Below are 9,867 nucleotides of genomic sequence, written 5' to 3'. Positions count from 1 at the left end.
GCACCCCGCCGTCCGTGCCCCTTCGAGCTGGCGAGGACGGCTGGTGGTGGCGACTGACTCCGCGACCCGGGCGGCCCGGACGCCCCGCGCCCGGCGGGCCGGGACGGGGCGCTGGACCGAACTGGTGCTGGTGCTGGCCGCGGTGGGCCTCGCGGTGTTCGGCTACGCCGAGGTCGGCGTCAACATCGACGGCCAGGCCCCGCCGGACGCCGCCCAGTACGGCGCCGCGCTCGGCGTGCTCGCCCTGCTGGCGCACGCCGCGGTCCGCTGGCGCGCCAAGTGGGCCGACCCGCTGCTGCTGCCGATCGCCGTCCTGCTGAACGGCATCGGCCTGGTCGTCATCTACCGGCTGGACCGCAACCCCGGCAGCGCCGCCGCCCCCACCCAACTGCTCTGGTCCACCCTCGGGGTGGGCCTGTTCATCGCGGTGCTGCTCCTGCTGCGCGACCACCGCCGCCTCCAGCGCTACGCGTACGTCGGCGCGTTCGTCGCCCTCGTCCTGCTGGTGCTGCCGGTGTTCTTCCCCCCGGTGTACGGCTCGCGGATCTGGATCACGCTCGGCCCGCTGTCCTTCCAGCCCGGCGAGTTCGCCAAGATCCTGCTGGCGGTCTTCTTCGCCGCCTACCTGGCCGCGCACCGCGACGCGCTGGCGCTGACCGGCCGCAAGGTGCTCTGGTTCCAGCTTCCGCTGGGCCGGGTACTCGGCCCGGTGCTGCTGATCTGGGCCGCGTTCGTCGCCGTGCTGGTGCTGGAGACCGACCTCGGCACCTCGCTGCTGTTCTTCGGCCTGTTCGTGGTGATGCTGTACGTCGCCACCGCCCGCACCGGCTGGATCGTGATCGGCCTGCTGCTGTCCGCGCTGGCCGCCGTCGGCGTCGGCTGGCTCTCCCCGCACGTGCACAGCCGGGTCACCGAGTGGCTGCACCCGCTGGCCTCGATCGAGGCCGGGCAGGGCGCCAACCAGATCGCCCAGTCGCTGTTCGCCTTCGCCTGGGGCGGCCAGCTCGGCACCGGCCTGGGCCTGGGCCACTCCGCGCTGATCGGCTTCGCCACCAAGTCCGACTTCATCCTGGCCACCGTCGGCGAGGAACTCGGCCTGACCGGCCTGTTCGCGGTCTTCCTGCTGTACGCCCTGCTGGTCTCCCGCGGCTTCAAGACCGGCATCGCGCTGCGCGACCCGTTCGGGCGGCTGCTCGCCATCGGCCTGGCCGCGCTGGTCGCCATCCAGGTGTTCGTGGTCGCCGGCGGCGTCCTCGACCTGATCCCGCTGACCGGCATGACGCTGCCGTTCATCGCCCAGGGCGGCTCGTCCGTGGTCACCAACTGGATCATCGTGGCGCTGCTGGTCCGGACGAGCGACCTCGCCCGGCGCCCCGCCCCCGAGGAGGACGCGTGAGGCCCCACCGGCCCGCGGGCACCAACGGCGGCCCGCAGGGGCTGCCCGGCATCTCCACCACCGGACGCCGGGCCGGCACCTTCTGCATGCTGCTGATCGTCGCCCTTGCCGTCCAGAGCACCCGCGTCCAGGTGTTCCAGAAGAAGGAACTCGACCACAACGCCGCCAACCAGCGCGCCACCATCCAGCGCTACTCCCAGCCCCGCGGCAACCTGCTGGTCGCCGGGCAGCCCGTCACCGGCTCCGCGCCCACCGGCGGCCGCTACGCCTACAAGCGCACCTACACCGACGGCGCGCTGTACGCCGCCGTCACCGGCTACTCGTCCCAGACCTACGGCAACACCCAGCTGGAGGGCGTCTACGACGACCTGCTCTCCGGCACCGACCCGAAGCTGGCCGGCTGGGCCGTCTGGGACGCCGTCACCCGGCAGCAGCAGCCCGGCGGCGACGTGGTCACCACCATCGACCCGGCCGCCCAGCGCGCCGCCGTGCAGGGCCTCGGCAACCAGAAGGGCGCCGTCGCCGCGATCGAACCCGCCACCGGCCGGATCCTCGCCCTCGCCTCCACCCCCGGCTACGACCCCGGCAGCTTCGCCGGCACCTCCACCGCCGACCAGGACGCCTGGAAGAAGCTCCAGGACGACCCCGACCAGCCGATGCTCAACCGGGCGCTGCGCCAGATCTACCCGCCCGGCTCCACCTTCAAGGTGGTCACCGCCGCCGCCGCGCTCGCGAGCGGCGTCGTCACCGACATCGACGCCCCCACCGACGCCCCCTACCCGTACGTCATGCCCGGCACCACCACCCCGCTCACCAACGACACCACCGCCTGCGACCGGGCCGGGCTCTCCCTGGACGAGGCCATGACGCTGTCCTGCAACAGCGTCATGGGCTACCTCGGCGTGCAGACCGGCCTCGACCGGATGACCGCGATGGCGCGGAACTTCGGCTTCAACGACGCCAAGCTCGACATCCCGGTGCGCGCCGCCCGCTCCAACTTCGACACCGACATGAACAAGTCGCAGCTGGCGCTCTCCTCCATCGGCCAGTACGACACCGCCGCCACCCCGCTGGTGATGGCCATGGTCGCCGCCGGGGCCGCCAACGACGGCCAGGTGATGTACCCCCAGCTCGTCGACAAGCTCACCAAGTCCGACGGCAGCCAGGTCCAGCTGATGCACCCGAGCCTCTACCACCAGGCGTTCGGGTCCTCGGTCGCCCGGCAGCTGCAGCAGCTGATGGTCGACGTGGTGGAGAACGGCACCGGCCGCAACGCCCGGATCCCCGGCGCCGAGGTCGGCGGTAAGACCGGCACCGCCCAGCACGGCGTCGACAACTCCGGCACCCCGTACGCCTGGTTCATCGCCTGGGCCCGCCCGGCCGGCTCCACCGCCGCCCCGCCGGTCGCCGTCGCCGTCGTCATCGCCGACAGCCAGGCCACCGACGTCACCGGCGGCGGGCTCGCGGCGCCCATCGCCAAGTCCGTCATGCAGGCCGTGCTCAACCGGTAGCCGGGCGCAAAACGCCGAAAATCCGCCCTTTGGTAATGTCCCGGTTCGATTCCCCACCAGAAGGACACCGATGAGCACCACCGGCCTGCTGCGGCGCAAGCCCGTCGACACCCTGATCGCCGAAGCGGGCGGCACCGGAGCCGGACACCTGCGCCGCTCCATCGGCCTGTGGCAGCTCTCCGCGATCGGCATCGGCGCCACCGTCGGCACCGGCATCTTCTTCGTCCTCACCACCTCCGTCCCCGAGGCCGGCCCGGCGGTGGTCCTGTCCTTCGTGATCGCCGCCGTCACCGCCGGCCTCACCGCGCTCTGCTACGCCGAACTCGCCTCCGCCATCCCGGTCTCCGGCTCCTCCTACTCGTACGCCTACGCCACCATGGGCGAACTCGTCGCCTTCGGCGTCGGCGTCTGCCTGCTGATGGAGTACGGCGTCTCCGCCTCCGCGATCGCCGTCACCTGGGGCCAGTACCTCGACCAGTTCTCCGACCTCGCCTTCGGCCTGCACCTGCCCGCCGCGCTCGCCGCCCCGCCCGGCGACGGCGGCGTCTTCAACCTCCCCGCGGTGGTGCTGGTCGTCCTGGTCACCGTCCTGCTGATCCGCGGCGTCGGCGAGTCCGCGAAGGTCAACGCCGTCATGGTGGCGATCAAGCTCGCCATCCTGGTGCTCTTCGTCGCCGTCGGGCTCACCGGCTTCACCGCCGGCAACTTCACCCCGTTCGCCCCCAACGGCTGGGACGGCGTGCAGACCGCCGCCTCCACCATCTTCTTCTCCTTCATCGGCCTCGACGCGGTCTCCACCGCCGGGGAGGAGGTCCGCGACCCGCGGCGCACCCTGCCGCTGGCCATCCTGATCTCCCTGGTCGTCGTCACCACCCTCTACATCGCCGTCGCCGTCACCGCGATCGGCGCCCAGCCCTGGCAGCAGTTCGACGGCCAGGAGGCCGGCCTCGCCCAGATCCTGCAGGACGTCACCGGGCAGACCTGGCCCGCCCTGGTGTTCGCCGCCGGGGCGATCGTCTCGATCTTCTCCATCACCCTGGTGGTGATCTACGGCCAGACCCGGATCCTCTACGCGATGGGCCGGGACGGACTCCTCCCGCGCCCCTTCACCCGGGTCTCCACCCGCACCGGCACCCCCGTCTGGAACACCGTCGTGGTCGGCGCCGCCGTCGCGGTCCTCGCCGCGGTCTTCCCGCTCAAGCTGCTCGCGGACATGACGTCAATGGGCACGCTGGTCGCCTTCACGGCGGTCTCGGTGGGCATCGTCGTCCTGCGCCGGACCCGCCCCGACCTCCCGCGCGGCTTCAAGGTGCCGTTCTACCCCGTCACGCCGGTGCTCAGCGCCGCGTTCTGCGTCTACCTGATCACCAAGCTGCACGCCGACACCTTCCTCGCCTTCGCGGTCCTCCTCGCGCTGGCGGCAGTGCTGTACTTCGGCTACAGCCGGAAGCACTCCCGCCTCGCGGGAGAGCACCGCCAGGGGCTCGGGGAACGGCGAGGCCCAGGCTGCTGACGGTTCACTGCCGGAGCGCGCATCTGCTTCCGGTTCTGTTACTGCACGCAGCAGCACGGACCTTCGATGGGCTCCGGCCACCAGCAGCACGGACTCGCCGTTCCCCGAGCCCCTGAAGGTGCATCCCGCCGTTCTCGGCCGAGCCCCCTGGCGGGGCTCGTGCTCAGCCCCTGTTGCCGACCGCCAGCACCTTGGAGACCGCCGGGCCGGCGGCCGCGGAGCCGTGGCCGCCGCCCTCGACCTCGGCGGCGACCGCGAGGTTGCCGGAGTAGGCGGTGAACCAGGAGTTCGCGGCAGAGCTGGTGTCGACCTCGGCGGTGCCGGTCTTCGCGCCCGAACCGGCCGGCAGCGCGGGCCGGACCTCGGAGGCGGTGCCGGACTGGACGGTCTTCACCATCAGCGACCGCAGGCTGTTCAGGACGTCCGGGGAGAGGTTGCGGGCGGCCGGGGTCTGGGCCGAGCCGGGGATCAGGATCGGCTGCCGGAACACCCCGGACTGCACGGTCGCCGCGACCGAGGCCATCCCCAGCGGGTTGGTGCGGATCTTGCCCTGGCCGATGAACTCGCTGGCCGCGCCGGCCATGTTGCCCTCGACCGGGATGTCGGTGTCGAAGTTGGTCAGGCCGGTGTGCCAGACCAGGCCGAGCCCGAACACGTCCTTGGCGATCGAGGGCAGGCTGCCCGGCTTGAGGACGTCCTTGCCCTTCTCGATGAAGGAGGTGTTGCAGGAGTGGATGAAGGCGTCGGTGAGCGTGTAGTCCGGGTGCGCGCCGGGCTCGTCGTTGGTGACGGCCTTGCCGGTGACCATGGTGGTCTCCGGGCAGGGCATCCCGGTGGTGGGCGTGACCCCGGCCTCCAGCAGAGCCGCCGTGGTGAGCACCTTCATGGTGGAGCCGGGCGCGGTGCCGCCGGAGAAGGCCCGGTTCTGGCCGGTGGAGGGCGAGAACGCGTACGCCAGGACGTTGCCGGTGCTGGGCTCGATCGCCACCAGCGAGGCGGGCTTGCCGCCCTGCGCGGTGACCTGCTGCTCGGCGGCGCTCTGCAGGTCCGCGTCGATGGTGAGCTTGAGGTTGGGGACGGGCCTGGGCTCCTTGACGGTGAACACCTTCTCCTCGGTGGCCTTGCCGCCCGAGGTGGTGGCCGGGGTGGAGATCATCACCCCGCTGCCCGCGTTCGCCGGGTCGCCGTCCTGCGGGGCGGCGCTCTTGAGCTGGTTGAGCAGGCCGACCAGCGAGGGGTAGCCGGTGAGCGGCTTGCCCTTGCGGTCGGTGACGGCGGCCGGGGTCGCGTAGACCGGCTTGACCGCGATGGTCTCGCCCGCGTCCAGCCGGGGGTGGATCACGCTGGGGGCCCAGTGGACGGCGGCGGTGCCGTCGCTCATCTTCACCACGCCGAGGACGCCGTTGTAGCTCCACGGGGTGCCGGTCTCGGCGAACTCCACGGACGCCTTGAAACTTTCCAGCACGCCGGTGGGCGCCGGGCTCCCGGCGGCCGACGCCGAGGCGGAGGCCGGGGTGCTCGCGGACTTCGACGCGGCGGGGCTGGGCGCGGTGGTCGGGCCGCCCACGGTCAGGTGGACGGCGCTGGGCTTCACGTTGTCCTGGAACGCCTGCAGGGCGGCCTGCGCCTTGTCCGGGTCGTCGGTGAGCTTGGCGGCGCCGAACAGGTCGCCCTTGGCCCAGGCGTCCAGGAACGCGGTGGCGCCGGATGCCGCGAGCTCCTGGCTCGGGGGCTCGGCGACCACGGTGCGCGGCTTCTTCGCCTCCTCCTTGCCGGAGCCGCTGTCGCCGGAGACCAGGGCGTAGGCCGCGTACCCGCCGCCGAGGAGCACCGCCGCGGCGACGACCGAGACGCCGATCTTCGCGCCGTTGTTCACGTCGATTCCCCCAAGGTGTGTCGTGGCCGTCGGAGTTCAGCGGCCACGACACCATAGGCAGACGTGTTCCGTGCACTCACGACACGGCGTCCTTTTGTGACAGTTCCGGTACACGTGCGCGGGTGTGGCGGTCGGGGCGGAGCTATATCCAGGTGTCCAGCCACATCCGGGCCCGCCAGTCGTCCATCGGGATCGTCTGGCCGGTGTAGATCGGGTAGAAGTACAGGAAGTTCCACATGATCGCGACGACCAGCAGCCCGGCGCCGGTGGCCCCGGCCAGCCTGCGGTCCGGTGAGGCGTCGGCCCGGCCGAGCATCGCGCCGATCATCATGGTTACCGCGAGCACCAGGAACGGGACGAAGCAGACCGCGTAGAACAGGAAGATCGTCCGGGCCTGGTAGTTGAACCAGGGCAGGTAGCCGGCGGCCAGCGCGCACAGGATTGCCCCGGCCCGCCAGTCGCGGCGCATCAGCCAGCGGTACAGGCAGTAGACCAGCGCGACGATGCCCGCCCACCACAGGAACGGGGTGCCGATGGCGAGCACCTCGCGGGCGCACTCGGCGGTGGTGCAGCCGGCCTGGCCGTTCTTCGGCGACTCGTAGAAGAACGACACCGGGCGGCCCAGCAGCGGCCAGCTCCACGGGTTGGATTGGTAGGTGTGCGGGTCGTGCAGGTTGACGTTGAAGTGCCAGATCTCGTGGTGGTAGTGCCACAGGCTGCGGGCCCAGTCCGGCATCCAGCCCCAGGTGTCGCTGGGGTTGCGGGCGGCCCAGTCGCGCAGGTAGCCGCCCTTGCCGGGCGCGGGGGAGGACAGGATCCAGCCGGTCCAGGTCAGCAGGTAGGTGACGGCGGCGGTCAGGCCGACGGACACCGCGGACCAGGCGAAGTCCCACAGGCCGCGCAGGTCGCGCCCGCCGCCGGCCAGCCGGCGGGCCGAGGAGTCCCAGAACCCGGCGAGCAGCACCAGCGCCAGGACCGCCGGGGCGCCGCTCCACTTGGTGCCGGTCATCAGGCCCAGGCAGACCGCGGCGGCCAGCCGGTAGGGGCGCCAGCCCAGGTGCCACCAGTCGCCGGCGCCGCCCCGCTCCAGCCGTTCGGCGAGCAGGGCGCGGCTCTTGTCCCGGTCGACCAGCAGCAGGCCGAACGCGGCCAGGAACCAGAACATCACCACCAGGTCGAGGATCGAGGTGCGGCTGAGCACGAAGTGCAGCCCGTCCACCGACAGCAGCAGGCCGGCCACGCAGCCCAGCAGGGTCGAGCGGAACATCCGGCGGGCGATCCGGGCCAGCATCAGCACCGAGAGGGTGCCGAGCACGGCCACCATGAAGCGCCAGCCGAACGGGTGCATGCCGAAGAAGTGCTCGCCCAGGCCGATGATCCACTTGCCGACCGGCGGGTGCACCACGAACGCCGCGCTGGTGGTGTTCAGCGGCACCGTCGGATTGGGCGCGGTGATCAGGCCGTTGGCCTCGCTGGACCAGTTGCTCTCGTAGCCCAGGTGCCAGAGCGCGTACGCGTCCTTGGCGTAGTACGTCTCGTCGAAGATCAGCGCGTGCGGGCTGCCGAGGTTGACGAAGCGCAGCACGCCGGCGAACACCGCGACGGCGAGCGGCCCGAGCCAGCCGGCCCACCGGCACAGCCAGGACCACAGCGGCGCGGGCAGCCGGACGCCCAGCCGGGCGAGCAGCGGGGAGGGTTCGACGAGGTCGGGGGTGACGCCCGGCCCGTCCGGCATCGGCGGCACCAACTGCTCGGCCAGGGGCGTGCGCCGACGCTCCCGGTAGCCGACGCCGGCCAGCGCGCGGGCCCATCGGGAGGCCGGTTCGGGCTCCGCGCGCGGAGCCGGAACGGCGGCCGGATCGGCCGGTTCCAGCACGGTCACGCCGCCCCGCTCGGGGTGGTCCATACCACTCTCCATGTCGCCGTTCACGGGCCACATCGTAGGGGCAATGGCTGAAGTCACAAGGGGTCCCCGACCCTCGTCCGCCCCCCGCACCCCCGCCGGCAGCCCCGGGCCGGCCCCCGGTAGGGGAGGATGGTGCCCGTGACTGGTGTTCTCGTACTGGCAGGTACCCCCATCGGCGACGTCGAGGACGCGCCGCCCCGACTGCGCGCCGAACTCGCCGGGGCCGACGTCATCGCGGCCGAGGACACCCGGCGGCTGCGCCGGCTGACCCAGGCGCTCGGCGTCGTGCCGGCCGGCCGGGTGGTGTCCTACTTCGAGGGCAACGAGGTGGCCCGCACCCCCGAGCTGGTGGCCGCGCTGCGCGAGGGCTCCCGGGTGCTGCTGGTCACCGACGCGGGCATGCCCTCGGTCTCCGACCCCGGCTACCGGCTGGTGGACGCCGCCGTCGCGGCCGGGATCAAGGTGACCGCGGTACCCGGCCCGTCCGCGGTGCTGACCGCGCTGGCGCTGTCCGCGCTGCCGGTGGACCGGTTCACCTTCGAGGGCTTCCTGCCGCGCAAGGCCGGCGACCGCTCCCGGCAGCTCGCCCAGGTCGCCGCCGAGCCGCGCACCATGGTGTTCTTCGAGGCCCCGCACCGGATCGCCGAGACGCTGGAGGCGATGGCCGCCGCGTTCGGCGCCGACCGCCCCGCCGCGGTGTGCCGGGAGCTGACCAAGACGTACGAGGAGGTCAGGCGCGGCCCGCTGGGCGAGCTGGCGGTCTGGGCCGCGGACGGCGTCCGGGGCGAGATCACCGTGGTGGTGGCCGGTGCCCCGCCCGCCCCGCCCGAGGAGGTCGGTCCGGCCGAGCTGGCCCGCCGGGTGGCCGTCCGGGAGGAGGCCGGGGAGCGCCGCAAGGAGGCGATCGCCGCGGTCGCCGCCGAGCTGGGGCTGCGCAAGTCGGTGGTGTTCGACGCGGTGGTGGCGGCCAAGCACGCGCCCTGAGCCCGGCCCCGAGTGCCATGTGCTGATCGGTTTGTATGGCAATGGCCGGAATCGCGCGTACGTTGGAATGAGCACCCCAGCGGAGGGCCAATTCGGGACCAAGACTTGGCAAGCCGGGCATCGGACCGACCCTCCCGGGCATTCCCTGGGATGGCACAACCCGCACCCGGCCGGGAAGACCGGGCGACGGGCTCCGAGCGAAGCGAGGTGGCGCATGAGCGACACGATCGACAGCCCCCGGAACGGCGGAGCACCCAGCGGCCTCGGCACGACCAGCCGTCCCGCCTCCGTGCAGACGGTCCACGAGGCGTACTCCTTCGCCTGCCTCAACTGCGGCTACGGCTGGGAGCAGGCGTACGACATCGAGCACCACACGGCCAGGGACGGCCGCACCGTGATCGAGTACACGGCGAACGGCGTTCGGGTGCCCTCCCCGCTGCGCGAACTGGCCTGTCCGGGCTGCGGCGGCGAACGGGTGCGCATCATGCGGGCCGGGCGGGTGGCCGGCGTGGCCGCCGTCATGGAGAAGGGCTCCGGCTACGCGCCGACCGCCGAACCCGAGGGCCCGCCCGAGCCCGCCCGGCTGCGGGCCGGGCGCCGCTGGCCGGCCGGGCTGCACCGGCGCACCGGCTGAACCCCGCCCCGTCCGGACCGGCCCCCCCGCCGGGGCCGGTCCGGACG

Annotated in this window: 7 protein-coding genes; 5 read left to right on the top strand and 2 right to left on the bottom strand. The window is 72.7% G+C overall.

Going from position 1 to position 9,867, the window contains the following annotated elements:
- The first annotated feature begins 46 nt into the window (after positions 1-46).
- The 3 genes from ACFUEL_RS27645 to ACFUEL_RS27635 all read left to right on the top strand — a co-directional run bounded on the left by ACFUEL_RS27645 (position 47) and on the right by ACFUEL_RS27635 (position 4,420).
- Complete coding sequence (locus ACFUEL_RS27645) at positions 47-1,396, top strand: FtsW/RodA/SpoVE family cell cycle protein (RefSeq protein WP_380239479.1); 1,350 nt, start codon at positions 47-49, stop codon at positions 1,394-1,396.
- An 86-nt stretch (positions 1,397-1,482) separates the two neighbouring features.
- Positions 1,483-2,907 carry a penicillin-binding transpeptidase domain-containing protein gene (locus ACFUEL_RS27640; protein ID WP_380239480.1) on the top strand — a complete coding sequence of 475 codons (1,425 nt, stop codon included), beginning with the start codon at positions 1,483-1,485 and terminating at the stop codon, positions 2,905-2,907.
- A 70-nt stretch (positions 2,908-2,977) separates the two neighbouring features.
- The gene (locus ACFUEL_RS27635; protein WP_380239478.1) at positions 2,978-4,420 is read left to right on the top strand and encodes an APC family permease; all 1,443 of its coding nucleotides are present in this window, start codon (positions 2,978-2,980) and stop codon (positions 4,418-4,420) included.
- 163 nt (positions 4,421-4,583) lie between these two features.
- On the opposite strand, the gene ACFUEL_RS27630 is transcribed toward ACFUEL_RS27635, so the two are convergent.
- A complete protein-coding gene (locus ACFUEL_RS27630; protein ID WP_380239477.1) occupies positions 4,584-6,296 on the bottom strand; it encodes a penicillin-binding transpeptidase domain-containing protein in 1,713 nt (570 codons plus the stop codon).
- Positions 6,297-6,438: 142 nt separating this feature from the next.
- A complete protein-coding gene (locus ACFUEL_RS27625; protein WP_380239476.1) occupies positions 6,439-8,202 on the bottom strand; it encodes a dolichyl-phosphate-mannose--protein mannosyltransferase in 1,764 nt (587 codons plus the stop codon).
- A gap of 138 nt (positions 8,203-8,340) precedes the next feature.
- Between ACFUEL_RS27625 and rsmI the strand changes: the two genes are divergently transcribed.
- Together rsmI and ACFUEL_RS27615 are read left to right on the top strand one after the other, a co-directional pair.
- Positions 8,341-9,186, top strand: a complete 846-nt coding sequence (gene rsmI, locus ACFUEL_RS27620; protein WP_380239475.1) for a 16S rRNA (cytidine(1402)-2'-O)-methyltransferase — start codon at positions 8,341-8,343, stop codon at positions 9,184-9,186.
- A 214-nt stretch (positions 9,187-9,400) separates the two neighbouring features.
- Positions 9,401-9,820, top strand: a complete 420-nt coding sequence (locus tag ACFUEL_RS27615) for a hypothetical protein (RefSeq protein WP_380239474.1) — start codon at positions 9,401-9,403, stop codon at positions 9,818-9,820.
- The last annotated feature ends 47 nt before the right edge of the window (positions 9,821-9,867 follow it).

This window comes from Kitasatospora sp. NPDC057198 (genome assembly GCF_042670125.1).
Taxonomy (GTDB): domain Bacteria; phylum Actinomycetota; class Actinomycetes; order Streptomycetales; family Streptomycetaceae; genus Kitasatospora.
This window is presented reverse-complemented; position numbering and strand designations above follow the sequence as displayed.

What these genes read in the sequence shown, in the direction of transcription:
- ACFUEL_RS27635 (WP_380239478.1), top strand. Translation starts at nt 2,978, where the DNA reads ATGAGCACCACCGGCCTGCTGCGGCGCAAGCCCGTCGACACCCTGATC.
- ACFUEL_RS27640 (WP_380239480.1), top strand. Translation starts at nt 1,483, where the DNA reads ATGCTGCTGATCGTCGCCCTTGCCGTCCAGAGCACCCGCGTCCAGGTG.
- ACFUEL_RS27615 (WP_380239474.1), top strand. Translation starts at nt 9,401, where the DNA reads ATGAGCGACACGATCGACAGCCCCCGGAACGGCGGAGCACCCAGCGGC.
- ACFUEL_RS27625 (WP_380239476.1), bottom strand. Translation starts at nt 8,202, where the DNA reads ATGGACCACCCCGAGCGGGGCGGCGTGACCGTGCTGGAACCGGCCGAT.